The following is a 25,567-nucleotide window of genomic DNA, read 5'->3' as shown; positions in this document are numbered from 1 at the left end:
GCACATCGCGGACACACAGGAGGAGACGCCATGGCCGAGGCCTACATCGTCGAAGCGGTACGCACTCCGGTCGGCCGGCGGGGCGGCGCACTGTCCGCCGTCCACCCGGCCGACCTCGGCGCACACGTGCTGACCGCCCTGATGGAGCGCTCCGGCGTCGACCCGGCCGCCGTCGAGGATGTGGTGTTCGGCTGCCTCGACACCGTCGGCCCGCAGGCCGGTGACATAGCGCGCACCTGCTGGCTGGCCGCCGGGCTGCCGGAGGAAGTGCCCGGTGTGACCGTCGACCGCCAGTGCGGCTCCTCGCAGCAGGCCCTGCACTTCGCCGCCCAGGGCGTCCTGTCCGGCACCCAGGACCTGGTCGTGGCCGGCGGCGTGCAGAACATGTCGCAGATCCCCATCGCCTTCGCCACCCGCCAAGCCGCCGAACCACTGGGCCTGACCGAGGGCCCGTTCGCCGGCTCCCGGGGCTGGCGGGCCCGCTACGGCGACCGGCCGGTCAACCAGTTCCTGGGCGCCGAGGAGATCGCCCGCACGTGGGACATCACCCGGGAGGCCATGGAGGAGTTCGCGTTCCGCTCCCACCAGCGGGCGATCAGGGCCATCGACGAGGGCCGCTTCGTCCGGGAGACGGTCGCATACGGCGACGTTACCCACGACGAGGGTCCGCGCCGCGACACCAGCCGGGAGAAGATGGCGGGACTGCAACCCCTGGTGGAGGGCGGCCGGCTGACCGCCGCCCTCTCCTCCCAGATCTCCGACGGCGCCTCGGCCGTACTCCTCGCGTCGGAGCGGGCCGTACGGGACCACGGTCTGACCCCCAGGGCCCGCATCCACCACCTCTCGGTGCGCGGCGAGGATCCGATCCGCATGCTGTCCGCCCCGATCCCGGCCACCGCGTACGCGCTGAAGAAGTCCGGGATGACGCTCGCCGAGATCGACCTGGTCGAGATCAACGAGGCCTTCGCCCCAGTGGTACTGGCCTGGCAGAAGGAGACCGGCGCCGACCCCGAGAAGGTCAACGTCAACGGCGGTGCCATCGCCCTCGGCCACCCGCTCGGAGCCACCGGAACCCGGCTGATGACCACGCTCCTGCACGAACTGGAACGCACCGCCGGCCGCTACGGCCTGCAGACGATGTGCGAGGGCGGCGGCCAGGCCAACGTGACCATCGTCGAACGCCTCTGACCCGGACACCGGCACGGCAGCGCATACCGCTCGCTGCCGGCGTGACACCCGCCGACACCGCGCTGGACGCCGTGCGTACCGCGGACGACGCCGGGGTGGGCCAGATCGTCGACCACCGGGGTCGGCCTCGGTCATCGCGAGATCGTCTACGTCGACGGCGGCAAGGGCGTCATCGCCACCGACCGACACCGGGCTACCGCGCGGCCATGCGCCGGCACGGGCCGGACGTCTGTATCCGGGTTCTTCACGGCGACCACACGGAAGGCGCGGGCGAGCGTGCCGTCCGTAAGCTGCGGCGAGAACCGCTTCCACCCCGACTGGCTCGCCGCCGTCGGTGCAGCCCTGGACGAGGTGGAGAAGGCGGACGGCCTCCAGGCCCTGGTTCACCGCCACGACAGGGAAGTTCTACTCCAACGGCCTCGACCCGGACGGGGTCGCCCACGCCCCGCTGACCGCTCCGGGTAGACCACCCCCTGCTGTATTTGGCATCAGGTGCCACGCTGTACGCCCCTCCCGGTCGCGCACAGCAGAACCAGCACTGTCGTCTCATGACGGGTGGGGCGTCGAATCGGTGTCACCAGTGCTCTTTTCCGCTGTAGCAGCGACCGTTGCGAAGAAGAGGGCGAGTGAGCGGCGGGGCCGACTGACTGGCTTGAGCAGTGTCCCATCCGGCGGATCCGCCGGAGAGATGTTGGCTCGCCGGTTCGCGGGTGGGTGGAAGCGCGCCGCGCAGGGGCGGGGAGGCGCTCCTGCCTCCCTGGACATGAGCGCCTCCCTGGCCCATGGCCCGGGGCCTCTCAGCGCCGGAGTTGCGAAGGCAGTGGCACCCAGCGGCGCGGGGCGCGGCGATCCGCGACTTCCTGGCCGTCGTGGATCCGCAGCCCGGCTGCGGCACAGGCGTAGGCGAGTGTGTCGGCGTCGTGCGGGAAGGTGGACCGGCGCTGCCAGAAGCGGAAGTGCCAATGCGTGGCCGGGTCGGGGCTGTCCGGATGGAGACCTATCTCCTCGTGTTCGACGATTTCGCCGTCGCGGGTGAGGGTGCCGAATGTCCCGCCCTTGGGGTTGAAGTACATTCCGTAGGCCGCGGTGCCCGCCGATATCGCCCGCAGTACGGCGTCGTCGCTCGGCATATAGCCGTCCTGCGTGATCGCGCAGCCGCCAGGTGCCCCCGGCACGCTCGTCACGCCCACGTAGCGGAGGGACTCGTCGTAGTCCATCGGATCGAAGGGCGCATGCTCGGCGTCTGCTTTCGGGCACTGCGCGGGGTCGGCGCCGAGCCGCCGGATCACCTCGTCCTCGCTCAGGCCCGTCACGAAGCAGACGCCGAGCCCTTCGGTCCACAGCTCCTGCTCGCCGAAGGCCGCGATGAGCGCGTCCGCCGCTGTGAACGCCGCGGCTTCCTCGGCGGTCAGCTCCACCGCCCCCGGCAGATCCGCGACGAGTGGCGCGAGCGACGTGGTCAGCAGCAGCCGGCCCGGGGACCAGGGCCCGCTCTGCGGTGTCCACGCATCGGCCCCGGCGCCGATCAGCGCTCGGACGCTGCCCTCGTCCACGCTGCAGGCGGCGTACCACAGCGGTGTGTGTCCGTCGTCGTCGCGTGCGTCGACCTCCGCGTGATGCGACACGAGCGCGGCGACCGCTTCCGCTGCCCCTTGTTCCGCCGTCAGATGCAGCGGAGTGGTGCCACGCCATCCGACGCGTGCGTCGGGCGGTGCCCCTGCGTCCAGCCGAGCACGGATCAGGGCCGCGTCCCCCCAGTCCTGGTAACCCAGTTGCTGCCAGTCGGCCCGCGGCACAGAGCGCCTGCGGGCTTCCTCCTGGCGGCGCAGCGTCTCGCGCTGGTGCCGAGTCAGGGGCGGCGCCAGGAAAGCGGGCGGTCCGCTCACCTCCACGTACCCGAAGGCGCCCGGCTGCTCTGACGGATCCGGCGGCTCGAGCGCCGGCCAGACCTCGAGCGCCCGCGTCGAGGCGGCATGGAGGGCCGCCACGTCGACCGAGGTGCGGGTCTCGGCAATCCCCTCGTCCGGCCACTCCACCACCAACTGAGCCTCTCCGGCGGGCGGGAGCTCTGCCAGATACAGGTCGACGTCGGTCTTGAAGAGGGATCGGCGGGGATGGTGCAAACCGGGATCCAGCGGGATCAGCCCGACCGCTTGCGGTGTCGATGCCACGGTCACCTGTCCCTGCGGACCGGTGAACTCCACCCTCCGGTCCGTCGTGCCGTCCAGCGAGGTCACCCGACGGCCGTCGGAGAACAGCAGGCCCACCCGCAACCCGGACTGCCGCCCCGCAGCAGCGCTGTGCTGGCGGGTCCTGCGGAAGACCGCCAGATGCAGGGTGGCTGCCTGTGGCCACACGGACCATCCCGTAAGCAGCACCTTCGTGTCCGGACCGGCGCCGAGCACCTCGAGCTGCGACAGCAGCACTGGAGCGAACCAGTCAACCGGCGGCGCGTACCGCCCGGCGTCCTCTTCCGGCGGGCCCAGCCGGACCAATACCGTCCGCTCGGCGGCCGGTTCCTCCGGTAACACCAGATCGTCGAAGAATCCCATGCACCGATCGTGGCAGAAGGGTCTGACAACAGCAGAGCAGCTCCACCACGCCACCGAGGCGAGCCGCCCCCGCGAACTGGGCACCCGCCCCGGAGGCCGGACTCCCGCCGCAGCTCGGGCAGGCCACGCGCAGGTCCCGGCCCGGACCCGCTCGGCCCCCCGGTGCGCCCCGGCCTCCCAGAGGCACCAGGTCGACGACACCAGCAGGACGAGGAACGGCGAGCAGCCCCCAGCAGCAGCACCATCTGCCGGGCCGATCCCTCACCTCGGACCAGATTCAGCAACAGGCAGAAGGCCCAGGCCACCACACGGCCCGCGTACACGCCCTGAGTTGTCGCAACTGCCCGACCGAACCACGGTCACCCATTCCGGGCCGTGCCCTCACGCCTTGCCCTGCCGGTGCCCCCCACGTGAGTTCACCGCTTCCAAAGGCCCCTGAGTCCGGGGACCTGCCCACCGCCCCGCCCTGCCCCGCCCTGCCTGGCCGTCACTGCTGCCGCAGGGCCTGACGCATGCGGCGGAGGCGGTCCGAGGAGCGGTGGCGCATCCACAGGACCCAGGAGCACAGCGTGACCATGCCGACCGCGACGAGAAGGGGGAAGACGAGGGACCCACTGACGGCCCCCAGGACGAACATGCCGACCGCCACGAGGCCCATGACGCCGAACCAGTACGGCAGCCACTTGCCCGCCCGCTCGAACTGGCCGAGCTGCTCGGCGACCAGCCGTCGCATGGCCGCCTGCTCCTCGGGGTCCTGCGGCACCTCATGGTGTCGGATCTTCCGGTTCAGATCGGCCAGTCCGCCCGCGTCGGTGCCCACGGCTCGGGCGGCCCGGCGGCGCTGAACGGCCAGGAACGCGACGGCGACCCCGGTGTAGAGAGCGCTGTGGAACACCCAGAGTGCCGGGTGCTCGTCCTTGCGGAACAGTGCGGTGATGCCCAGTCCCAGCAGGAACACCAGGGTCGCCTGCGCGGTCAGACTGCGGTCGAGCAAGCGCTTGAGCGAGAGCACAGCGCAGACCTCCTTGGAGGGGAGCCGAACAGCGTCGTCCTCTCCCGGATACCCCACCTTCCCCCTCTCATCGAGGCCGTGCGGACAGAAGACGGAGAGCTTTCTCCCGACTTGGTCTTGTGCGGGCGGAACTGACACCACTCGGTGTTCGGAGCGGGCAACACCCAGGTTGCCGGTCGGCGATAGTTCGAGGCTCTGCGCGGCCATTGTCGAGTGAACCTGCCACTCCCGCCTTCTGTGCACCTTGCTGGGCCGCGCCCCTGGAACTTCCGGCTCTGAGCCCGAGCACGGCCACGGTGGGTGGCTTCCATGGCCGGTCGTCCGCCGACTGCACCTCTCGCTGTCGTGCGCGCGCCGAAGAGACCGGCGGGCAGGGGAGGGACGGCAAGCCGGGGTCCGCAATGCCGTCCGCCGACGGAGTCGGGTTGCAGCTGCACTGTGGCCGAGCCTGTCGTGGGCACTCCGCTCAGCGCCCTGTGGCCTGTCGGTACCTGTTCTTCGGCCTGGTCGGCTTGGCCGGTCAGGCCGGTTCGGTTTGCGGTGTGGGCGGGGCGGGCTGCTGTGCGCGGCTGCGGATCCGGACGGTCATCGTGCCGGCGCAGCCGGCGAGGATGCCGAAGACGAGAGCCGCCGACACACCTTGACCTACGGAGACGTAGTAGAGCAGGGGGCCACCGGTGCTGCCTTGATAGGAGAGCAGCGAGTGCCAGAGTCCGCTCGCCACCACGCCCAGGGTGGTGGCGGCGACGGCGCCGAGCGAGTAGGCGGGGTAGGTGACGCGGTCGAGCAGGACCGGCAGCAGCCGCAGCCCCCACCAGAGCAGGGCGAGCAGCGCCACGTCGCCGAGCCGGTACAGCAACCAGCGCCCGGGAGCGGAGCCGGTGGGCAGGGTCCAGGCGCCGAGCTGAATCCACTGCCGCAGCAGATCACCGGGCTCGGACAGCCGCCCGTTGCCCGTGAACCCGGTTTGCATCCGCCCGGCCACCCGGTCGTTGGACAGAACGGCGAGGGCGATGGCGACCACTGCGGTGCCCAGGGTCGCGGCCAGCCGCGCGGTGGCCGCAGTCGGCACAGACCGGCCAGGTGGGGGTGTCACGTCGGGCCGCAGCAGGGTCATGAGGCCGACGGCGCCCGCGGCGGCGACCAGGGCGGCACCCACCGGCAGTTCGCGGCCCTGGGACATGGCACTCGCGAGGCCGGGCAGCAGCCGGAACGCGGCGGAGCCGCCGGAAGCGACCATCCAGGGCGCGGACACGGTGACGGCGAGCATGGCCGTAACGATTCCCCAGCCCCACAGGGCCGCCACGGCGACGGCCGCGGGCCCGGCGCCGCGGTTCGACAGCCGGCGCAGCAGTGGCACCGCGCCGCACGTGAAGAGCAGGACGAGCGCGGCGTAGCGCACCCGCATGGCGGTCTCTCTCAGGGCCGCGTAGTCCGCCCCGTGGCCGGGTGCGCCTGCGGGATCGGTGAACTGGGCTGATGACGGGGCGTCGGTCGACCAGGGCATCGTCCAGGCGGCCAGGCGGTTCGCCTCGTCGGGGCCGAAGAACCGCGTGGCGCCGGGCAGGCTGAGTGCGTGGCCGGCCCCCGCCCACCACAGCAGTCCCGCCAGCAAGAAGGCACCGAAGACCGCAGGTGCGAGCACACTCCGATACGACATCGTCCTTTTCCCATCCGCCCGCACGCGCGGACCTCAGCCGCCGCTCGCCGACGCGCGGGGCTTCCATCCGCTTAGTCGACGGATGCATGACAACGACCTCAGATGTATCAGACATCCAGAGCACGGTGCACCCCGGGGCAGGGCGGCGCTCGGGACGCCGGTCCGTGGCCGGACTGCCATGCGGCGCGGCCCCCGTACCTGGCTGAGCCACCGCCTGCCCACCCACCGGGAGGGCAGGAGCAACCCCGCAGTACGGGACTTCGTCGCGGGGAGCCGGGAGGGCGCAGCTCCCATGACCAGTGCAGCGGCTCCTCGTTCGCCTGGCGACCTTCATGAGGGGGAGTCCCGTTGCGATGACGTTTGACGACCCCGCGTTCCCGGCGGGCACCCCGGGTGTGGTTGAGGTCGTGTACGACGATCCAGCCCGAGGAAACGTCCTGGGTGGCCCCGCGTGCCAAAGCCGCCCCCTGGGCCGAGGTGATACCCACCGGCCGACGTGGCCGCGCGGGGCTATGCCGTCCGCGCGGGCTCAGGGGGCGATCCGGTAGCGGTGTTCGGGACGGCCCGTGGCCCCGTAGCGGAGTTCGAGCCTGACCATGCCCTCCCGTACGAGGTAGGAGAGGCAGCGCTGGGCCGTGGCGCGGGAGACGCCGGTGAGTTCCGCGGCCTGGGCCGCGGACAGGGCGTCGGGGGCGGTGCGCAGAGTCTGGTGCAGGAGGGCGAGAGCCGGCGCGGAGTGCCCCTTGGCCGGGACCCGGGGGACGGCCGGGGGCCGGGCGGCGCCGAAGAGGGCGTCCACGTCGGCCTGGTCGGTTCGCGGGGCGAAGTCGTCGTCCACCACCAGGGTCCGGATCATCCGCGCACGCCCCGTGCCGGCGAGGCCATCGTGAACTGAGCGTCCATGGACACCGGCGTGGCGTCCGGCAGCGGCAGCGCGACCGTGAAGACCGCGCCCGGCCCCTCGCTGACGGTGGCCGTCCCGCCGTGCCGTTGGGCCAGCCGGTGCACGAGGGCCAACCCCAGCCCACGCCGGGCGGTGCCCCGGTCGGGCCGGGTAGACCAGCCGTCCTCGAAGATCGACTCGGCGGCGCCCGGCGGTACCCCCGCGCGGTAGCAGTGCAGCCGGGCAACGGGCTGTCCCGGATCCCGTGTCGTACGGTCTGATGTCGCGGTCGCCTGCCTCCGCAACGGATCTCACCGAACCCGGCGGTACGGCCGGTGCGGCCGAAGGATCTGAACCGATACCGGGAATCAGGCTGCGACGAGCTCCTGCTCGCGCGCCGGCGTTGTGCCCTTGGGCTTCTTGTTCGGCAGCGAGAGCCTGAAGACCTTGCGCCACGCGGAGAACACCTGCTTGGGCAGCGGCCCGGTGACGTACTCCAGCTCGTACTTGTCGAACAAGGCGCGCACCTTCACCGCGACCTCGGCGTACCGGTTGCTCGGCAGGTCCGGGAACAGGTGGTGCTCGATCTGGTGCGACAGGTTGCCGGTCATGAAGTGCATGGCCTTGCTGCCGCTGATGTTCGCCGAGCCCATCATCTGTCGCAGGTACCACTGGCCGCGCGTCTCACCCTTGATCGACCTGCGCTCGAAGACCTGCACGCCCTCGGGAAAGTGCCCGCACATGATCACCGAGTGGGTCCAGACGTTGCGGACCAGGTTCGCGGTGAACGTGGCGGCGAGCGTGGGGAGGAACGACGGGCCCGACAGCAGCGGGTGGATCACGTAGTCCTTGAGCACCTGCTTGCGGATCTTGCGGCCCACGGCCTTGGCCCGTGCGCGGAACTCCGGGTCCTTGCGGCGGCGCTTGTTCAGGTTCTTGCCGAGCTCCAGGTCGTACGCTGCGATGCCGTACTCGAAGAAGCAGGCGTTGATGAAGTTCCACAGCGGCTGGCCGAGGTGGAAGGGATGCCACTTCTGGTCCTCGTCGACGCGCATGATGCCGTAGCCGAGGTCGTTGTCCTTGCCGAGCACGTTGGTGTACGTGTGGTGCAGCTCGTTGTGCGAGTGCTTCCACTGGTCGGCAGGCGAGACGTGATCCCAATCCCACGTGGTGGAGTGGATCTTCGGGTCCCGCATCCAGTCCCACTGGCCGTGCAGGACGTTGTGACCGATCTCCATGTTGTCCATGATCTTCGCCACGGACAGCCCGGCGGTGCCGACCAGCCACGCGGGCGGGAAGAACGAGAACAGCAGCACGCCCCTGCTGACCAGCTCGAGCTTGCGCTGCGCCGAGATGACCTTGCGGATGTAGGCGGCGTCCTTCTCGCCGCGGCCGGCGATCACCTCGTCGCGGATCGCGTCCAGTTCGCGTCCGAGCTCCTCGATCTGCTCCGCGGTCAGGTGGGCGGTGGGGTCGATGGCGGTCAAGGTGCTCCTACCGTTCGATGTCACAGGGGCCCGCCGCGGCGGACACGCAGGTCTGGATGAGGACGCCCGGCTCGGCCTCGGTGATCTCGCCGGTGCGCAGATCGCGGACGACGCCCGCCTTGAGCGGCGTGACGCAACCGAAGCAGATGCCCATGCGGCACCCGGACGGCATGAGCACGCCGGCCTCCTCGCCGACGTCCAGCAACGGCGTGGCGCCGTCCGCGTCGACGGTCTTGCCGGTGACGCTGAACGTGACCTCGCCGCCGTCACCGGCGACGACGATGCTGGGGCGGAAGCGTTCGACGTGCAGGCGCTCTGGCATGCCGTACTCGCTCCAGTGCTCCTCGGCGGCGTCGAGCAGGCCCGCGGGCCCGCAAGCCCAGGTCTCGCGCTCGGCCCAGTCGGGCACGAGTTCGTCGAGACGGGCGATGTCGAGCATGCCGTCGGTGGCGGTATGCACCTCGGTGAGCTGCAGCTTCTTGTCCGCGACCAGGTCGTGCAGTTCGTTGCGGAAGATCACGTCCTGCGGCTGTGGCGCGCAGTGGACCATCACGACGTCGTTGAACTCGGTGTCGCGCAGCATGCCCATCACGGGCGTGATGCCGCTGCCGGCCGTCAGGTAGAGCACCTTGGCGGGCTTGGCCTCCGGCAGCACGAAGTCACCGGTCGCCTGGTCGAGCTGGATCAGCGTGCCCGGTTTGGCCCTGCGGACCAGGTGGTTGCTGACCTTGCCGTCCGGGATCGCCTTCACGGTGATCGTGACGCGGCCGTCCTGGCGGTTCGTCGGCGAGGTGACCGAGTAGGCACGCCACAGGCGCACCCCGTCGACGTCGACGCCGATCCGCACATACTGACCGGCCGTGTGGCCGCGCCAGCCCCGCCCCGGCCTGATCACGATGGTCGCGGCGTCACTCGTCTCGGGGTGCACGGCCTCGATGCGCCCACGCAGGTCAGCGCCCGCACGCAGCGGGCTGACCAGGTCGAGGTAGTCCGACGGCAGCAGCGGTGTCGTGACCATCTCCAGCAGTTTCCACGCCCTACTGCGGAGGGCTGCACTCGTCATGACTCCAGCTTGCTGCGCCTCAAGGCGTAAAGTCCTGACCGCAGGACGTAAATCTGGTCGGCTGAATTGTTCACAGGGAACAAAACATGAGCCATGCAATCCAGAGGGCCAGCGAGCTGGCCCTGGATGAGACGACGGTCACCGCACTGCGGGCCGCGCTGAAGACCACCGCCGACGAGGTCGTCCAGGCGATCATCGACGAGGTCCCTCCCTACGCCAACGCCCTTTCGGGCAGCATGGGCGGCACCATCCGGCGAGCCGTCCGCACCGCCCTGGGGCACTACCTGGACCTCGCGAGCGGCAACGCCACAGGCGGCGACGGCGGTGACGCCGCCTACGAGCTGGGCCGCGGCGAGGTGCGCGACGGCCGTTCGATGGACGCCCTGCTCAGCGCCTACCGCGTCGGCGCCCGCGTGGCCTGGCGATGCCTGGCCGCTGGCGCCGTACCCGCAGGTCTGCCCGCCGCCGAGGTCGCCAAGTTCGCCGAGCTGACCTTCGCCTACATCGACGAGCTCTCCGCCGCGAGCGCCGCGGGCCACGCCGACGAACTGGCCGCCCGGGGCCGGGCCCACGAGCGCCACCTGGAACAGTTGGCCCGCGACCTCCTCGCCGGCGCGAGCCCGGACGTGCTGCTGGTCTCCGCTCAACGGGCCGGGTGGCAGCCCCCGGTTATGCTGACCGCGGTCCTGCTGCCCGCCGCCCTGGCCCGGCCTGCCTACCGCGCGCTCGACCCGAGCACCCTCGTCCTCGACGACCTGCCGGACGCCTTCGGCGTGCTGCTCGTCCCCGATGCCGACCGATCACGTCTCTTGAGGCAGCTGACCGACCGCACCGCCGTGGTAGGCCCGGCCCGGCCATGGACGCGTGCCTCCGCCTCGTACGCACGAGCCGTACGCGCTCGCTCGCTCTCCTCCGGTATTCGCGACACCGAGGACCATCTGCCCGAGCTGGTGCTGAGCGCCGACGCGGACGCGTTCGCAGACCTGCGTGCCCGAGCCCTCGCACCGTTGCGGACCTTGCCTGCCGCAACCGCGCTGCGGCTGGAGGAGACGTTGCGGGCGTGGCTGCTGCACCAGGGCAGGCGGGATGAGGTGGCGGCGGCGTTGTTCGTCCATCCCCAGACCGTCCGGTACCGGATGTCGCAGCTGCGGGAGCTGTTTCCGGATCTCGCATCGCCGCACCGGGTCCTTGAACTGACGCTGGCGGTCGGTCTTCGGGCCAGCTGAGAGGGTGGTGCAGGCGCTGGATGCCGTGGCACCTGTCCTTGACGTCGTGGGTGGCCCACAGTCGCCTGAACTCCTCGCTCTGCACGGAGAGTCCGCCCACCAGCGCGGACAGCCGGGGTCGTTCGGATGGGAGCCGGCGTCCATGCGCAGCTGAGAGACGACGTCGCTGGCTCTGTGCTCCCGGTCCAGGAACAGGTCGCGGTCTCGGGCCGCAGGAAGATCAGCCGCGCCCGGTTCTGCTCCTGCGTGGGCAGCTCGGCCCAGTCGCCGAAGACCGCCGCGGCCATCCGGTTCCAGGCGAGGATGTCCGAGCGCCGCCCCACGAGGATCGCCGGGACGCTGTCCACGGTGTCCAGCAGCGTCCGCAGGGGGCCCCGCACCTGCTGGGAGCGGCCGACCGGCCTCTTCTTGTGCTGCTTCGACTTCGCCAGGTGGGTGAGGTGGGCGTGCTCGGCGTCGCTCAGCCGGAGCGCACGGGCGATGGCGTCGAGGACCTGCGACAGTACTTCGACGCCGACGTGCTCACCGTCGTCGAGGGAGGAGCCGAGGAGACCACGGCCCTGCTGGCACAGCGCTTCGACCACATCTTCCACACCGGCAACGGCACCTTCGGCCGGATCGTCATGGCCGCAGCAGCCAAGCACCTCACCCCCGTCACCCTCGAACTCGGGGGCACGTCACCCGTCTTCGTCGCACCCGACGCCGACGTCAACGAGACCGCCCAGCGGCTGGTCGGCGCCAAGTTCGGCAACGCCGGACAGCAGTGCATCGCCCCCGACTACGTCCTGGCCGATCCTGCCACCGCCGCCGCACTGGTTCCCGCCCTCCGCGCGGCGGTTGAGACCCAGTTCGGCACCACTCCGCAGACCGCAGCCGATTACGGCCGCATCATCAACGAGCGGCACTTCGACCGCCTCACCGCTCTGCTGGACTCCGGCAGGGCGGTGTGGGAGGCGAGCACGACCGCGACGACCTGTTCATCGCACCCACCGTGCTCACCGATGTCGACCCCGCCTCACCGGTCATGCAGGAGGAGCTCTTCGGTCCGATCCTCGCCGTCGTCGAAGTCGCCGACGTCGCCATCGCCTTCATCAACGACCGCGACAAGCCCCTCACCCCCTACGGCTTCACCACCTCCGAGGCCACCAGGTCGCGCCCGGTGAACGAGACGTCCTCCGGCGGCGTCGCCTGGGGCCAGCCGGTGATGCAACTGCCCATGCCCGGCCTGCCCTTCGGCGGCGTGGAGAGAGCGGCATGGGCCGCTACCACGGCCGGTACTCCCTGGAGACGTTCAGCCACGTCAAGGCCGTCGCGGACGTGCCGCTCAGCTAGGCCGGTGAGAGTGAGGATCGCTGAGATCGCTGTTCCCACCACCGCCGGAAGCGCCTTCCAGGCGAAGCCGTGTATCGGTCCTCCTCGCGGGGGCGCGACGAGGGAGCCGGTCGCGGCGCGGCCTGCAGACACCGATCCGTACCGACTCCGGCGGCGGCACCCCATGCCTTCGCCGCCTAGACCCCGTGTCTCTTTGATCGGTTGGTCAGTTGATCGGGTGTGTCCGTCCGATTAGTGATCACTGATGCGATGTGGGACCGGATCAAGCCGTATCTGCCGGCTGACCCGGCCCGTGGGCGGCGGTGGGCCGACCATCGCCGCACGCTCGAGGCCATCGCGTGGAACGCTGCATCAACCGCTTCAAGCAGTGGCGTGGCTTGGCCACGCGATGCGACAAACTCGCCATCATCTACCAGGCCGCACTCCATTTCGCCGCCATCCTCATCTGGTGCCGTACCTGAGCGCGACGAGGGGACTTCAGCGGCGGGCGACCGGCTCTTGCAACTCGGTCACCGCGTGGTCGCCGCAGTGCGGGCAGGAGAGAGTGACTTCACGGGCGGGGCCCAGCGACGTATAGCCATTGGTGTCGATCCAGCGGGCAAGCGCCTGAACGCTGGGGATGACCTGCTCTGCCGGCCCTTTGTGCACCAGTGTCGCGGCCTCCACCTCCGGTAGATCCACCACGGAGAAGTCGTGTCCCTGGGCCGGCTCAGAGTCGACGGGGATGGACGCGTGCACGGTCACCGGCCCCTCGGGCTTCTCGTAGTAGGCGACGGCTGCACCGCTCGCCCGGAGCCCGGCGGCCTGCATCCGGCTCCACAACTCCTCATAGAGCGAGGTGATCACCGGGGTGATGAGTTTCGGCTCGAAGCTCTCCACAACGGCCGTTAGCTCTGCCACACGCATCGCCGGGATCCGTTTGATCACCACGTCGTCAGACGACATCCGTCCCTCACTCTCGATCATCCGAAGCCTCGCCTCGACCTGCGCCATCCGCGCCGCGTCGGCCGCCATGGCCGACGCCAGCTCGGCCCGGCGCAACCGCAGCATCCCGCGCAACTCACCCGCCTCCAGTTCACCGTCGAGGATGGCCCGTACCTGATCCAGAGTGAGACCAAGCTCCTTGAGCGCGATCACACGGTTGAGCCGGGCCAGTTGGTCGGCTTCGTAGAACCGGTAGCCGGTGTGCGGGTCGACGTGGGCAGGGCGCAACAACCCCACGGCGTCATAGTGGCGCAGCATGCGCACCGATACGCCGCCGTACTTAGCGAATGCTCCAATGCTGAACATGACATCGGCCACTTCACTGGCTGACACAGTGTGAGAGTCAACCTCATCTTCGCAGTACCGCGCACCCGGGTCTGGACGGACGTTGGCCACAGAGACACGGTTTAGGCCTGGCCTACCTCTCCGTACTGCACGCCGAGCCGGGCGGCGACCTTGTACAGGAGCTGCGGCGGCGCTTCGACGGCAAGCTGATCGTCAACAGCGGCCCTTTCGGAGGGCAGACCACCCGCGAGCAGGCGCTCCAGCAGATCGAGGCCGACCACGCCGACGCCGTGGCCGTGGGCCGGGCCCTGATCGCCAACCCCGACCTGGTCGAGCGCCGGCAGGGTGGTCACCCGGAGAACGAGCCACGGCCGGAACTGTTCTACGGGCCGGGCGCCGAGGGCTACACCGACCACCCCTTCCTCGAAGCGGCTTGAGGCCCAGCTTGAGGCCCACGGTCACGCCTGTCCCTGCGGCAGCCCCACTCACACATGGACAGGCGCTCGGCCGGCGACACTGTGCCCGCCCCTCTGAGCCCGCGGTCACACCGGCGATCACCGGCTCGAGGACCGTCGGGTCCGTCAGGGCGTTGACGGTCCGCCACGCACAGAAGACCATCTTCGTCGATGATCCAGGACATGCTCGCCGATCGTGGGGTGGGGGCTGGTGGGGGCTGGTGGGGGTTGGTGGGGGTGGCGGTTTTCGGTGTTCTGGCTTGTACAGGGCGAGCCCGGGAGGGGGCGGGGTGTCCTGCGGGCCCCAAGGGTTGGGGCAAAGTCCAAGGCCAGTAGGTTCGTGCGGTCGAGGGCGGGCCGAGCCGTAGGGGGTGTGCATGAGTGATAGCCACGTCACGATCAAGCTCACGAGTGACGAGGCGCTGGTGCTGTCGCACTGGCTGGAGAAGCTCCAGATGACGGATCTCAGCCGTGTTGTTGACGATCCGGCGGTCTGGGCGCCGATCCATCGGATCGCCGGAACATTGGACAAGACGCTTCCTGAGCTGTTCGCGCCTGAGTATGACCAGCTGCTTGAGGCCGCTCGTCAGCGGCTTCGGCCGGAGGACTGATCGGGCACTCCGGCTCCTCACCTGGCCGCAGCCGCTTGGCTCGTGGAAGGCTTCTTCGTGGAGCATCCGAACAGGTCGTCCGCCCGGCGGCGGGCGAGGCAGAGCAGTGCCTGGGTGTGGTGTTTCCCCTGGGCGGCCTTCTTGTCGTAGTGGGCCCGCGATGCCGGATCGCCCAGGGCGGTGAACGAGGAGAGGGAGAAGGCCCGTTTGAGTTGCTTGTTTCCTCTCAGCGAGGCTGTTCGCCGCGGGTCGCGGCCGACCGGCCGTAGCGGCTGTCCGTGATGAAGGAGCAGAACAGCTCCAGGTCGTTCTGCCGGCCGCGGACCGTCGAGTGGGCGGCCGGCGGATCCTTGGTGAACTGCGCGGCGAAGTACGCCTCCACGACCTCCGGCGTCCCCTGCCGCGGGTACGTGCCGGCGTACTCGGCAAACCGTCCCACCAGCCGCAGCCGGTCCCTGACCGTCTTCCTCGCGAGCAGCCGACTGCGCTGCTGGCGCGACCAGCCCTCCAGCACGGCCTCGAACATCACCGGCGCCGGGGCCGGGGCCCGCACGTTCGATCCGGCCCGGCCGGCCGTGGCCACGCCCTCCCGCTCACAGCGTGGCGCGCAGGTGGCTGACGGTCACGAAGTGGTAGCCGCGCGCGGTGAGGGTGCGCAGGACCTGGGGGACCGCGGCGACGGTGGTGGCGTGGATGTCGTGCATGAGGACGACGTCGTTGGGCTGGGCCTTGTCGATGACGGCCTGGGCGACCTTGGCGGGGTAGCGGTACTTCCAGTCCTCGGTGTCGACGTCCCACAGCACCGGCGAGAGGGTGGTGGCGGCCTTGACGGTGCGGTTGATGGCACCGTAGGGCGGACGGAAGACGGTGGGGGACTTGCCGGTGGCGCTCTTGATGGCGGTGCTGGTGCGGTTGAGCTGGGAGGCGATCTGCTGCGGGGTGAGCCGGGTGAGGTCGGGGTGGTTCCAGGAGTGGTTGCCGATCTCGTGGCCGGCCTTCGCCTCTGCGCGCACGAGGTCGGGGTGGGCGGCCACGTTCTGGCCGACGGTGAAGAAGGTCACGCGCGCCTTGTACTGGGCGAGGTAGGTCAGCAGGGTCGCAGTCTCGGGGACGGCGGGCCCGTCGTCGAAGGTCAGGGCGATGCACTTGACCTTCTTGCAGTCGGTGTCGTCGTCACCGGAGGCGTTGTGGGTGGGGACGGCCGGGGCGGGGACGTGCGGTGCGCCCAGGTCCAGTGAACGGCTGGGGCTCATGGTCTGCCGCTGGGCACGCTTGCCGAACGCGGACAGCCATGGCGTGATCGTCTTCTTGGGGAGGGTCACCGTCTGGGCCCCGGCGGCCGGAACGCCCACGTCGCCGCGGTCGAAGTGCACCCGCAGTCCGCCGTCGGCGGTGAAGGCCGTGTCGTCCAGGGCGGTGTCGCGGGTGTCCGGGGCGGAGAACGTGTCGTCCAGGTCGGCGGCATCCACGCCCTCCCGGTCCTTGAGCTGATCCTTCACGGCGGCGAGGAAGGCGTCCCGGGAGCCGTCGGCCACGAGTTTGATCGTCGTGCGGTAGGCGCCGGCCTTGCCGTCGTACCAGTACGTCGAGACGAACAGCCCGTCGGCCGCCGCACTCTGGTCCTGGGCGGTGAGGCGGACGCCGAGCACGTCGCCGGAGGCGACCAGGAACTGGTGGCTGATGTTGAGCTCACGGCCGTCCGCGCCGCCCGAACCCGTGCACGCCCCCGAACGGAAGGATGCCAGGCGCCGCTCCACGTCCTTCTTCATCGCGGCCGTCATCGCCTCCGCGCCCGGCACGTCCGGGTAGCTGGTCGCGAACGGGCAGGAACTGTCCTCGCTGCTGTCGTTGACGATCTCCAGGCCCTTGATCTTCGACGGGTCGACCGTCCGGACCGGGGACGGCGACGAGCCGGGCCGCGCACCGGCGGATGCCGTGGCCGGGGGCTCGGACGTTCCGTGCGCACAGGCCGCCGTGAGGGTGAGCGAGCCGAGCAGCAGGAGGGAAGGGAGCAGGGGGCGAGAGCGCATGTGACCAGAACCTGAGGAGAGAGGACCTTCCGGACGTCGCGGACCGGACGCCGGCCGACCGCCGCGTCGGAGGGACGCCGACGGCCGTCGTGGTCTCTGATCGTGCTGGTCAGGGGCGTTTTTCAGCGAGGCCCGGGGTCACTGTGAACAATTCCGGGGCTCGCCGACGTGGCGCTCTGTCCCTTTTTGTCGGTGTTCAGTGCGCAGGCGGGCAGACCTGCCGGTACGGCGCGTCGGGGACGCTCCGTCGCCACTGCTCCCGGGTCAGCCCGCCACCGGCACGCTCGCAGACGGCGCGCACGGCCGCGTCGGGGGCGATGGGGTGGCGTTGCAGCACCACGTTCGGGCCGGTGGCATAGACCGTGCCGTCGTTCCGGCCGAAGGCGAGCGAGCGGATCTCGTCCCCGGGCGTGGGCAGGTCGCCGCCGAGCAGCTGCTGGCTGGCGGTGTCCCACAACCGCAGGGTCCCGCCTGCTCCCCCCACGGCGAGTGTGCGGCCGTCGGAGGAGAAGGCCAGTGCGCCCACGGCCTCCGTCTGGCTGCTCGGAGCCGTGTCGGCGGTGCCGGTCAGGACACCGGCGGCGTGCCGCAGGTCGCCGTCCCAGAGGGTCACGTGCCCGGTGGTGTCACCCACGGCGAGCCGGGTGCCGTCGGGACTGAAGGCGAGAGCGGTGACCTCGCGGCCGTCGGCCAGCGCCCACCCGGTGACCTTGCCCGAGGGCAGGTCGGCGTACTGGTCGGCGGAGCCGACGAGCAGCCGGCCGTCCGGCCGCACGGCCACGGTCTGCCCGAAGAGGCCGCGCAGAGTTCGCGGGCCGCGGTGGGTCCGGGTGTCCCAGACCTCCGCCGCCTCGCCGTCGCCGGCGGAGCGCACGGCGAGCAACGTGCGTCCGCCGGCGCCCAGGGCGAGCGCGGACACGGGGCGGTCGGCCGCTCCGGAGGTGGTGAAGCTCGTCCGGACCGTGTGGGCCCGTACGTCCCACACGGTGAAGCGCTGCCGCAGGGATCCGCCCGAGGCAGTGGTGTCTGCGACGGCGAGCGTGCGGCCGTCCGGGCTGAAGGCCAGCTGTGGGATTTCGTCGTCGCCGGCGTTCGGCAAGGGGCCGAGCGTGCTCCGGGCGAGGACGGCGTCCGTGGTGGTGGAGCGCAGCTCGAGGCGGTAGCCGTCCCCGGACCGGGTGGCGGTGGCGAGGGTGGTGCCGTCCGGGTCGAGGAGCGTGGCGTCGGCCGGATTGTTCTGCCAGGGGGCGCTGAGGCGGTCGGTGAGGTCGAAGGTGTGCACGGTGGCGCGGTCGAGGTAGCGCAGAATCCGGCGGCCGTGGTCCGGGGTCCACGTCAGCCCGCTGATCTCCGCGCCGGCCAGCGGTCGGCGGAAGACCTGTACGCCGCCCGCGGTCAGCCGCCATACGGAGATCTCCTGGTCGTCGGCCGTGGCGAGGAACTCTCCGTCGGGCGAGAGGTCGGCTTGGGCGAATCCGGTGGTGCCGCCGCTGGCGAAGTCGGCGACGACGTGCCCACTGCGGACGTCCCAGACGGTGGCCGCTGTCCCGTGGACCACGGTCAGCCGCCTGCCGTCCGCGCTGAGGCGCAGCAGCCGGTCGCCGCCGTCCGCTCCCGAGCCGGTGCCGCACACGGTCTTGTCCGCTTTCTGCCAGGCTCCGGGCAGCTGCCTGCCGTGCGCGGTGTCCCACACCTGGGGTGGGCCCTCGGCGGGGCAGATGGCGGCCACACGTCCGCCGGAACTGAGGGCCGCCGTGGTGAGTCCCCGGGAGACACCGGTGGTGAAGAGGACCTTGCCGTCGTCCGTTCGCCGGACCCGCACCTGGTCGGGTCCGTCGAACGGCTGGATGAGATACGCGTCTCCGTCGGGCGCGACCGCCCCGAGGTACGCGTCGCCCAGATCGGCGGCGGGCCTCCCCTCGGGGAGGTTCCACAGGGTGTCGCTGTCCGCCCCCGTCAGGACGAGGAACCGGCCGTCCGGGCCGACGTCGGACGCCTCCGCTCCGCTCGGCAGGTGGTAGGCGCCCGTGCGGTGGTGCTCGGCCACGTCCCAGATGGTGACGCGGCTGCCCTCGGCTCTGAGCAGGGTGCGGCCCTGGCCGGTGAGGAAGCGCCGGACGTTCACGCCGGTCTGCGGGTCGGTGAAGGCGTCCTGTTCCGGCTGGGTGAGCGCGCCCAGCAGGGCCGAGCGGGACTCGGTGAGCGGGGCGATCCGCCACGCGGCGGCGCCGAGCAGTGAGGCCGTGCGGGGGTCGGTGGCGAGCAGGCTCTCGGCGACGGTGGCCAGGCGGCGGGCGGCGGCCTTGGCGGCCTCCTCCTCGCTCACCCGGTCGCGCTGCCAGGCGACGAGTCCGGCGGCCAGCGCGAGGACGAGGAACAGGGAGAGCCCGACGGTGAGCACCCGCGTACGGCGGGCCGCGCGCGTCTCGGCCTCCCGCTCGGCGTCACGGGCCGCGGCCGAGGCGCTCAGGAAGGCCCGCTCCGACCGAGTGAGGTCGTCGTCCTGCTCCTTGTCCCGTGTCTCCCGCTGTCTGCCGAACAGCTCCTCGGCGCGGTCCAGCCGGGTTCCCCGGTACAACGCACCGGGGTCACGGTCCAGCTCCTCCCAGGCGTGGGCGGCCTCGCCCAGGGCCCGCTGGGCGCGCAGCCGGTCCCGACTCTCCTCGATCCAGCCGGCGAGGCGCGGCCAGCCGGTGATCAGGGCCTCGTGGGCGAGTTCCACGGTGTCGCCGTCCAGGGCCACCAGACGGGCGGAAGCCAGACGTTCCAGGACGTCCGGCGCACCCGGCCCCAGCTCGGACCGGGACGCCGGGCGGCGTGTGTCGGCCGTGCGGTCTCCTGGGGCGATCAACCGCAGCAGGATGCGCCGGGCCGTACGGGCTTGGTCCTCGTCCAGGTCGCCGTACACCTGCTCGGCGGTGGCGGCGATCGCCCCGCGCACACCGCCCGCCTCCTCGTAGGCGGCCAGCGTCAGTGTGCGGCCCCGGCGACGGCGCCACGTCTCCAGCAGGGCATGCGAGAGCATCGGCAGCGCACCCGGCTGATCGCCGACCTCCTCCAGGATCCGCGCGGTCAGCACCCGCTCCACATTGAGCCCCGCCGCGGTGGCGGGGCCGGTGACGACCTCCCGCAGCTCGTCCCCGCTCATCGGCCCGACCAGCAGGTTCGCGTGACGAACCGCCTCCGCCAGCTCCCGGTGCTCGGCACAGTGCCCGTAGAAGTCGCCCCGTACCGCGACCACCACCCGCAGGCGGCTCTCCGGCGCCCGCGCGCTGAGCAGCAGGCCCAGGAAGCGGTCCCGCTCCCCGCGGTCGTGGCAGAGGGTGAACAGCTCCTCGAACTGGTCGACGAGTACCCAGGTGTCCAGCTCACCGTCCTGCGGAACGAGCGCCTGCCGGTGCGTGTGGGCGGGCCGCTCACCGGGGGTGAGGACCCGGACCACCGCCGGACGGTCGGTACCCTCGCCCTGCCGCAGCAGCGGGATGAGACCGGCCCGGAGCAGCGAGGACTTGCCGCTGCCGGAGGGCCCGAACACCGCCGCGAAGCGGTGTGCGCGTGCCAGATGCCGCAGTTCGCGGACCAGCGCCTCCCGGCCGAAGAACAGGTCGCTGTCGTCCGGCTCGAAGCGGGCCAGCCCGCGGTACGGAGCCCGTTCGTCGGCCGAGGGAGTGCGCAGCTCGGCGTCCGCCTCGCGCCAGCGGGCCTCCCACTCGTCCGGATCGGCGTCGAGTGCTTCCGCGTAGGCACACACGACCGCCAGGGTCGGCAGCTGGTCGCCAGCCGCGGCCTGGGACAGCGCGGTCGTGGAGTAGCCCGCCCGCTGCGCCATCTCCCGGTACGGCGGCTTTCCGGCTTTCTCCCTCAGCAGCCGCAGGTCGTGCGCGAGGCGCTGCACCGGCCCGGCGCTGGGGTCCACCGGTTTCTCGCGTCGGCCCACGAGGTGGCACCTTTCAAGCCTCGAACACAGGAACGGTCGCTCAACCTACGTATTCACCCCTCCGGAGGCAATTCCGGTCCAACGCGCGGGAACGCCCCGCTGAGGGCGCCGTCGCGATGGCGTCCTACGACACCCCGGGCCGAGGTGGACGGTGCCGCCCGAGGCGCTGACGATGTCGATCGTCAGCGCCTGACAAGCGGTCGTGGACTTGATCCCGCAGGAATGGCGGCGCAGCCGTAGGTGGCTGTTGCCGCGGCAGAAGCCCAGGGTCGGCGAGCGGGCCGTCGGTTCCTTGGCGGGTGCGGGCACGGCGGAAACCCAGCCGTTGACCCTGATCCGAGGCCTGCCGTTCGCGACCGCGGTGGTGGTGCCGATGTTCAGGGTGTGCCGGAGGCGAGCTGCTGCCGCGTCAGCCTGAAGAGGATCTTCAGCCCGTGTCGACGGTGTCGTGCAGAGGACCGGCGGTTGCGGCGCCCGCGCCCTGGACGAGCCCGTCGGCGGCGGTTCTGGACAGGACGTCGCGGCGGGTCGGGCGCCGACGACCGTGTGCGGCCATGGTGGTCCGTTCGTGAGCAAGGACGTGATGAGCTGGAGAGCTCTTGGTGGTGCGGCGGTGGCGGCCGGGCGGATCCGGTTCACCACCGCCGCAGGGGTCTTCCCGTAACCGGACGGCGCGACAGGTGTTTACCGGACGGTGCGGTAGGCGTTGCGGATCGTGCCGGTGTAGGTGTTGCCGGCGGCGTCGGCGAGGGCCGCCTTGAAGGAGACGGTCCCGGGCTTCCTCGGGTTGGTGAGAGTCAGGTAGGACTTGCCGCCCGCCCCGGCGTGCACGGGGACCTGCTTCCAGGTGCGGCCGCCGTCGTACGACGCCTTCACCGTCAGCGACTTCAGATGTCCCTTGGCCGCCGCCGGGCCTTGCAGGGACAGTGGAACCGTGATCCGGCCGCCCGCCTTCGCCGTGCCGGTCAGGCTCAGCTTGGGATGGAAACGGACGACGGAGAGCGGCCAGGCGACCGCCCGGGTCTCGGGCGTGTTCGCCGACGTGAACGTCCACTCACCCGTCACACGGTCACTGATCTTGTAGCCCTTGCTGCGGTCGGCGGTGATGGACAGCTTGTAGCGCGCCGTTCCTGCCCGCAGGTTCGCGTAGGTGTTCGGGCAGGTGTCCTCGGTGAAGTCGCCTATGACCTTGCTGCCGGAAGTGAGCCGGGTGCGGATCCTGTTCTGCGCGGAGTACGAGAAGTTGCCGGACCCGTCCGAGAACATGGGCACGCACAGCGCGTAGTACCGCCCGATCCGCAGACCGCCCACGACCTTCGTCGGTGTCACGATCGGCCCGTGGACACCGCCGTCCAGAGTGACACGGTAGGTACGGTCCGGTGCGAAGCGGCGCGACGTGGCGAAGGCGGTCGCCCCCTCTCCGTCCGTACCGTTCTGCGTCCGGGCGCCGAGGGCCCAGCGCACACCGCGGTCGGTCGACAGGTACTGCACGATCTTCGCGGTCGGCGCCGCGCGCAGCGGCCCTTCGAGGGCGAACGCGGCCTGGTCGAGCGCCGGCCAGCCCGGTGTGGTCCACGCGTTGGTCTGCGCGGTCTCCGCCTTGGCCAGGGCCGTGGCGACGGAGGTGTTCACCCTGGCCATGCCCCGGGTGGAGGCGAAGGTACGGGTGAGGCCGTCGAAGAAGCCGCCGGTGCGCGTGGTCACCAGGTTGTACGCCGGGGACGTCGCGGTGCGCTGCCAGATGCCGGCGGCCTGGGCGACGAAGGAGCCCGCGGGGGCGCTGGGGCCGATCTGGCCGAGGAAGTCGTCCTTGGCGTCGAGGTCGGTGCCGATGGCGAGGTCGTAGGCCGGCTTGGCACCGCGGGCGGCGAAGACGACCTGGCCGTCGCGGAGGGTGGCCCGGCGGTCCGGAGCGGTCACCTTGACCGGCTTGGCCTTGCGCCCGTCGAGGGCGACGGTGCTGTCGTGGTCGAGCACGAGGTGGGGAGCGACCAGTTGGGCGGACCGGCCTGCCGGGGTGGTGGTCATCGCGCTGATCGCGTAGCGCCCCCGGGGCAGGCGCAGGGTGACCCTGCCATTGCGCGCCTTTCCGTCGTCGTAGGGCGTGAACTGCTTGCCCGTGTCCAGGCCCGCCACGGTGACGTCGGGCTCGTTGTCGCGCTTGCCGTCCCGTCGGGTGGTGACCAGGGTCAGCGTGTGCGTCTCCACTTCACGGTCGACGGCAAGGGCGGTACGGACGCTCTGCCCGTCACCGCTCGCTGTGACCGCGCCGGAGTAGACGCCGTCGGCGCTGCCGAGCCGGGTGTCCGCCGTGACCGCCGCCTTTGCGGTGCCGCCTGCCGGGACGGTCAGCCGGGCGGGGGAGACGGTGACCATGCCGGTGGGCGCGGCCTTGCCGTCGGGGCCGGTCGCGGTGAGGTCCAGGTCCAGGGTGACCGGCCGGGTGCCGTCGTTGCGGTAGGTGAGAGTCCTGGTGACGGGGGTGTCGTCGTGGTGCGGCCACGGGGCCGGGGTGCCGAAGTCGACCGAGGACGGCTCGCTGCTGACCGTGGTGGCAATCGCCCGGGGCAGGTCGACCCGGCCGACGCCGACGTCGTACGGAGTCACGCCGCTCAGCGTCCTGGCCGAGGCGGTCAGGGCGGCCTTGAGCCGCTCGCCGCTCCAGCCGGGGTGCTCCTGGGCCAGGATGGCGGCGGCGCCCGCGGTGTGCGGGGTGGCCATCGAGGTGCCGGACATCGACACATAGCCGGGCGCCTCGTCGTTGCCCTCGTTGCCGTGGGCGGCCTTCGCGGCGATGATGTCGGCGCCGGGCGCGGCGACGTCCGGCTTGAGGCGGCCGTCGGCGGTGGGGCCTCGGCTGGACCAGGAGGCGATCTTGTCGTGGCGGTCGACGGCGGCTACCGCCAGGGCGGCCGCGGCCGATCCGGGGGAGGCGACGGTGGTGTCCGAGGGACCGGAGTTGCCGGCGGCGATCACGAACAGAGTGCCGGAGGAGGCCGACAGGTCGTCAACGGCCTTCTCCAAGGGGTCGACGTCCGGGGTGTCGTCCTCGCCGAGGCTCATGTTGACGACTTCGGCGCCCTGCGCCACGGCCCACTGCATACCGGCGATGATGTCCGAGTTGTCGCCGAAACCGGTGTCGTCCAGGACCTTGCCGGCCAGCAACTCCGCGCCGGGAGCCACCCCTTTGTACTTCCCGCCGCTCTTCGCGCCGGAGCCCACGATGGTGGAGGCGACGTGGGTGCCGTGGCCCTGCCTGTCGTCGGTGGAGCCGGAGCCACTGAAGTCCTTGGCCTTGAGGATCTTGCCCTTGAGGTCCGGGTGGGTGGCGTCGATGCCGGTGTCCAGGACGGCGACCTTGACGCCTTTGCCGTCGTAGCCCGCCTTCCAGGCCGCCGGGGCACCGATCTGCGCGACCCCTGCGTGCGGATCGGGAGCGACGGCGTCCCGCGCGCTGGTCTTGACCCGCCCGTCCAGCCACACCCGGTCGATGCCGGGGGCGGCGGTCACAGGGGAGCGGCCACCGTTGGAGTCGGTCAGCGCCTGCCACACCTTGCCCGCGTCCGGCTTGTCGGCGGTCAGCGCGTCGCCGTGGACGGCTGACAACCGGTGCGTCACCTCCGCGTCGGCGGTGAGGAGAGCGTCCCTGGCCCCGTTCCGCGCACCGCTGGAGCCCTTGTAGGAGACGATCAGCGGCACTTGCCCCCGATGCGCGTCGTCGTAGCCGTCCTCGACCAGTTTCGTGACGTCGAACAGACGGCGGTCCAGCCTGCCGCTGCCCAGCAGCCTCGACGCGTCGAGCGGAACGACGTAGGTGTGGCCGGCGAAGCGCCGTACCGAGTACCCGATGCCGCTGCGGCCCTTGCCCGGCCGCACCTCGACCACCCGGCCGTTGCCGTCCACGTCGACGGTGTCACCGGTCAGCAGCGTCACGCGCGCGGCCGGCTTCGTCAGGCCGCCCGGGGACGCGGTGGAGGGACCGGCCGGCCTGATCGGTGCGGCGGAGGTGACCGTCGCGGTCATGGTGAGACCGGCCAGGGCCAGCACGGCGGCGATACCGCACACCGTCCTGCCGTGCCCGCGCGGTCTCCTGCTGGTCTGCTGGCGCTTGTTCCGCAAAGGAGGTTCCTTCTCCCCGTGGTCGGTGCCCGGTCCGCACGCAGCCGCGTACGCGACGGGAAGGGCGGCCCTGGGCCAAGGGGGGAATGGACCCGGGGCCGCCCTTCCGCAGGGCCGGCGGCGGGGGGAGTGCCACCGGCCCGCACCGACTCTGCAAGGCCGGGAAGTTGTTCAGTAGGCCCTGACCAGCACTGAAAAATGCGGGGTGGGCCGCCTGACGCGCGTCTGACCCGACACAGCGCCGCGGTCGCCGCCGAGCCGGAGGCGAGCGGAGAAGCGGGGCGCACCTGACCGGTGGCGTTGTCGAGCAGCGACACATCGGTGCTGAACCGTTCGACACCGAGTTGTCGTTCCACGCTCCGTGGAGCCAGGTCCGGGTCGGTCATCCTGGCCTCGGACAAGGCCTTCGGCGAGTGGGGGGAGGTCTTCGGCCAGGAGGTTCTGGCCACCACGACCTTCGGCCGCCTCCGGTACCGCTGCGAGGCCGTCTCGATCAACGGCAACAGCTACCGGCTCAAGAACCGCCTCCAGGCCATCGAGCGGGACACCGGCGTGGCTGGAGCTGGACGCCGATGCGGTGGCGCCCGTCGTCGTGGCGGCGGTGCAGGCGTCGCGTCCGGTGAGCCAGGCCATGGTGCGTTCGATGGTCCAGCGGTGGCGGATGGGTCGCTGCGAGATCTCCATGCCCCTGCGGGCGACGCGGTGCCCGATGCCCGGCCGGACAGCCGACGCCGCTGGTGGTT

General features: G+C 71.3%; 18 protein-coding genes and 5 pseudogenes. 7 read left to right on the top strand and 16 right to left on the bottom strand.

What is annotated here, in order from left to right:
• The first annotated feature begins 30 nt into the window (after positions 1-30).
• Positions 31-1,188: an acetyl-CoA C-acetyltransferase gene (locus A4E84_RS00840; RefSeq protein WP_062924682.1), complete on the top strand. Its 1,158-nt coding sequence runs from the start codon at positions 31-33 to the stop codon at positions 1,186-1,188.
• A 797-nt stretch (positions 1,189-1,985) separates the two neighbouring features.
• Here the strand turns inward: A4E84_RS00840 and A4E84_RS00835 are convergent.
• The 7 genes from A4E84_RS00835 to A4E84_RS00810 all read right to left on the bottom strand — a co-directional run bounded on the left by A4E84_RS00835 (position 1,986) and on the right by A4E84_RS00810 (position 9,845).
• A complete protein-coding gene (locus A4E84_RS00835; protein WP_062924681.1) occupies positions 1,986-3,740 on the bottom strand; it encodes an ankyrin repeat domain-containing protein in 1,755 nt (584 codons plus the stop codon).
• 487 nt (positions 3,741-4,227) lie between these two features.
• Positions 4,228-4,752, bottom strand: a complete 525-nt coding sequence (locus A4E84_RS00830) for a hypothetical protein (RefSeq protein ID WP_062924680.1) — start codon at positions 4,750-4,752, stop codon at positions 4,228-4,230.
• Between the two features lie 520 nt (positions 4,753-5,272).
• Positions 5,273-6,412, bottom strand: a complete 1,140-nt coding sequence (locus tag A4E84_RS00825) for a hypothetical protein (protein ID WP_062924679.1) — start codon at positions 6,410-6,412, stop codon at positions 5,273-5,275.
• A gap of 529 nt (positions 6,413-6,941) precedes the next feature.
• A complete protein-coding gene (locus A4E84_RS00820) occupies positions 6,942-7,268 on the bottom strand; it encodes a helix-turn-helix domain-containing protein (protein ID WP_062924678.1) in 327 nt (108 codons plus the stop codon).
• The gene (locus A4E84_RS40190) at positions 7,265-7,600 is read right to left on the bottom strand and encodes an ATP-binding protein (RefSeq protein ID WP_079128807.1); all 336 of its coding nucleotides are present in this window, start codon (positions 7,598-7,600) and stop codon (positions 7,265-7,267) included. Before A4E84_RS40190 ends, A4E84_RS00820 begins: the two co-directional genes overlap by 4 nt.
• 63 nt (positions 7,601-7,663) lie before the next feature.
• Positions 7,664-8,782 carry a fatty acid desaturase family protein gene (locus tag A4E84_RS00815; RefSeq protein WP_062924677.1) on the bottom strand — a complete coding sequence of 373 codons (1,119 nt, stop codon included), beginning with the start codon at positions 8,780-8,782 and terminating at the stop codon, positions 7,664-7,666.
• 7 nt (positions 8,783-8,789) lie between these two features.
• Entirely contained in the window at positions 8,790-9,845 is a 1,056-nt protein-coding gene (locus A4E84_RS00810) for a ferredoxin reductase (protein WP_062924676.1), read from the bottom strand.
• Positions 9,846-9,931: 86 nt separating this feature from the next.
• Here A4E84_RS00810 and A4E84_RS00805 point away from each other — a divergent pair, with 86 nt between their 5' ends.
• Positions 9,932-11,071 (top strand): PucR family transcriptional regulator, encoded by a 1,140-nt coding sequence (locus A4E84_RS00805; protein WP_062924675.1) that lies wholly within the window; start codon positions 9,932-9,934, stop codon positions 11,069-11,071.
• On the opposite strand, the pseudogene A4E84_RS40185 reads toward A4E84_RS00805, so the two are convergent.
• A pseudogene (locus tag A4E84_RS40185) lies at positions 11,070-11,586 on the bottom strand (MmyB family transcriptional regulator); the annotation flags it as partial. The gene A4E84_RS00805 and the pseudogene A4E84_RS40185 sit on opposite strands and share 2 nt — an antisense overlap.
• Here A4E84_RS40185 and A4E84_RS00800 point away from each other — a divergent pair.
• Both A4E84_RS00800 and A4E84_RS43675 read left to right on the top strand, forming a co-directional pair.
• Positions 11,566-12,403, top strand: a pseudogene (locus A4E84_RS00800) (aldehyde dehydrogenase family protein); the annotation flags it as partial. The pseudogenes A4E84_RS40185 and A4E84_RS00800 sit on opposite strands and share 21 nt — an antisense overlap.
• 219 nt (positions 12,404-12,622) lie before the next feature.
• Positions 12,623-12,799, top strand: a pseudogene (locus A4E84_RS43675) (transposase); the annotation flags it as partial.
• A gap of 81 nt (positions 12,800-12,880) precedes the next feature.
• On the opposite strand, the gene A4E84_RS00795 reads toward A4E84_RS43675, so the two are convergent.
• A complete protein-coding gene (locus tag A4E84_RS00795) occupies positions 12,881-13,693 on the bottom strand; it encodes a MerR family transcriptional regulator (RefSeq protein WP_062931211.1) in 813 nt (270 codons plus the stop codon).
• Positions 13,694-13,794: 101 nt separating this feature from the next.
• On the bottom strand, positions 13,795-13,953 hold the full coding sequence (locus A4E84_RS44170; protein WP_237304746.1) for a hypothetical protein: 159 nt from the start codon (positions 13,951-13,953) through the stop codon (positions 13,795-13,797).
• A 9-nt stretch (positions 13,954-13,962) separates the two neighbouring features.
• On the opposite strand from A4E84_RS44170, the gene A4E84_RS44165 reads away from it, so the two are divergent.
• Together A4E84_RS44165 and A4E84_RS00785 are read left to right on the top strand one after the other, a co-directional pair.
• Positions 13,963-14,109 (top strand): hypothetical protein, encoded by a 147-nt coding sequence (locus A4E84_RS44165; protein ID WP_269465889.1) that lies wholly within the window; start codon positions 13,963-13,965, stop codon positions 14,107-14,109.
• 395 nt (positions 14,110-14,504) lie between these two features.
• Positions 14,505-14,738, top strand: a complete 234-nt coding sequence (locus A4E84_RS00785) for a hypothetical protein (protein ID WP_062924673.1) — start codon at positions 14,505-14,507, stop codon at positions 14,736-14,738.
• 226 nt (positions 14,739-14,964) lie between these two features.
• Here the strand turns inward: A4E84_RS00785 and A4E84_RS00780 are convergent, their stop codons facing one another.
• The 5 genes from A4E84_RS00780 to A4E84_RS00765 form a co-directional block, all read right to left on the bottom strand.
• A complete protein-coding gene (locus tag A4E84_RS00780; protein ID WP_062924672.1) occupies positions 14,965-15,321 on the bottom strand; it encodes a hypothetical protein in 357 nt (118 codons plus the stop codon).
• 10 nt (positions 15,322-15,331) lie between these two features.
• On the bottom strand, positions 15,332-16,768 hold the full coding sequence (locus A4E84_RS00775; RefSeq protein WP_062924671.1) for a polysaccharide deacetylase family protein: 1,437 nt from the start codon (positions 16,766-16,768) through the stop codon (positions 15,332-15,334).
• A gap of 196 nt (positions 16,769-16,964) precedes the next feature.
• Positions 16,965-20,705, bottom strand: coding sequence for an nSTAND1 domain-containing NTPase (locus A4E84_RS00770; protein WP_062924670.1), 3,741 nt, complete (start codon positions 20,703-20,705; stop codon positions 16,965-16,967).
• 427 nt (positions 20,706-21,132) lie between these two features.
• Positions 21,133-21,261: a hypothetical protein gene (locus A4E84_RS45180; protein ID WP_257784321.1), complete on the bottom strand. Its 129-nt coding sequence runs from the start codon at positions 21,259-21,261 to the stop codon at positions 21,133-21,135.
• A 128-nt stretch (positions 21,262-21,389) separates the two neighbouring features.
• Positions 21,390-24,824 carry a S8 family serine peptidase gene (locus A4E84_RS00765; RefSeq protein WP_159029539.1) on the bottom strand — a complete coding sequence of 1,145 codons (3,435 nt, stop codon included), beginning with the start codon at positions 24,822-24,824 and terminating at the stop codon, positions 21,390-21,392.
• A gap of 375 nt (positions 24,825-25,199) precedes the next feature.
• Here A4E84_RS00765 and A4E84_RS44155 point away from each other — a divergent pair.
• A pseudogene (locus A4E84_RS44155) lies at positions 25,200-25,382 on the top strand (ATP-binding protein); the annotation flags it as partial.
• A 66-nt stretch (positions 25,383-25,448) separates the two neighbouring features.
• Here A4E84_RS44155 and A4E84_RS44150 read toward each other — a convergent pair.
• Positions 25,449-25,543: pseudogene (locus A4E84_RS44150) on the bottom strand (IS5/IS1182 family transposase); the annotation flags it as partial.
• Positions 25,544-25,567: the final 24 nt, after the last annotated feature.

Origin of the sequence: Streptomyces qaidamensis, from assembly GCF_001611795.1 — a bacterium.
Classification (GTDB): Bacteria; Actinomycetota; Actinomycetes; order Streptomycetales; family Streptomycetaceae; genus Streptomyces; species Streptomyces qaidamensis.
This window is presented reverse-complemented; position numbering and strand designations above follow the sequence as displayed.

Bases quoted from the DNA above. Each gene is read 5' to 3' on its own strand.
- A4E84_RS00840 (WP_062924682.1), top strand. From the start codon at position 31: ATGGCCGAGGCCTACATCGTCGAAGCGGTACGCACTCCGGTCGGCCGG.
- A4E84_RS00835 (WP_062924681.1), bottom strand. From the start codon at position 3,740: ATGGGATTCTTCGACGATCTGGTGTTACCGGAGGAACCGGCCGCCGAG.
- A4E84_RS00825 (WP_062924679.1), bottom strand. From the start codon at position 6,412: ATGTCGTATCGGAGTGTGCTCGCACCTGCGGTCTTCGGTGCCTTCTTG.
- A4E84_RS00820 (WP_062924678.1), bottom strand. From the start codon at position 7,268: ATGATCCGGACCCTGGTGGTGGACGACGACTTCGCCCCGCGAACCGAC.
- A4E84_RS00810 (WP_062924676.1), bottom strand. From the start codon at position 9,845: ATGACGAGTGCAGCCCTCCGCAGTAGGGCGTGGAAACTGCTGGAGATG.
- A4E84_RS00805 (WP_062924675.1), top strand. From the start codon at position 9,932: ATGAGCCATGCAATCCAGAGGGCCAGCGAGCTGGCCCTGGATGAGACG.
- A4E84_RS00795 (WP_062931211.1), bottom strand. From the start codon at position 13,693: ATGTTCAGCATTGGAGCATTCGCTAAGTACGGCGGCGTATCGGTGCGC.
- A4E84_RS00785 (WP_062924673.1), top strand. From the start codon at position 14,505: ATGAGTGATAGCCACGTCACGATCAAGCTCACGAGTGACGAGGCGCTG.
- A4E84_RS00775 (WP_062924671.1), bottom strand. From the start codon at position 16,768: ATGCGCTCTCGCCCCCTGCTCCCTTCCCTCCTGCTGCTCGGCTCGCTC.
- A4E84_RS45180 (WP_257784321.1), bottom strand. From the start codon at position 21,261: ATGGCCGCACACGGTCGTCGGCGCCCGACCCGCCGCGACGTCCTGTCC.